Here is a 231-nt window from a genome sequence, read left to right on the forward strand (position 1 = left end):
GCACGCAGACGGGCGGTTGTGACTATACGAAGGCGCGGGATACGCATTTTGCCCACGTGCCGGGCGTGGCCGCGACAAAATCGACAACGATCGAGAGCATGAAATATCCGCTCGAGAACCGGGTCTGGTTTGTCTATCCGGGGCAGACTCAGAGCGTCTACGCCGGAAGCTACAGTAGCCCAATTGCGACTGGACGCGTTCTCGATGACGGCTCAACCCAGCTGACGCAGG

The 231-nt window shown here is 59.7% G+C and carries 1 protein-coding gene; it reads left to right on the plus strand.

The genetic code is table 11. The features are described from left to right. On the plus strand, positions 1-231 hold a 231-nt coding region (locus SB756_RS36005), incomplete at both ends, for a hypothetical protein (RefSeq protein WP_410914033.1).

It is taken from the genome of Pseudomonas sp. SIMBA_068 (assembly GCF_046534705.1).
Classification (GTDB): Bacteria; Pseudomonadota; Gammaproteobacteria; order Pseudomonadales; family Pseudomonadaceae; genus Aquipseudomonas; species Aquipseudomonas putida.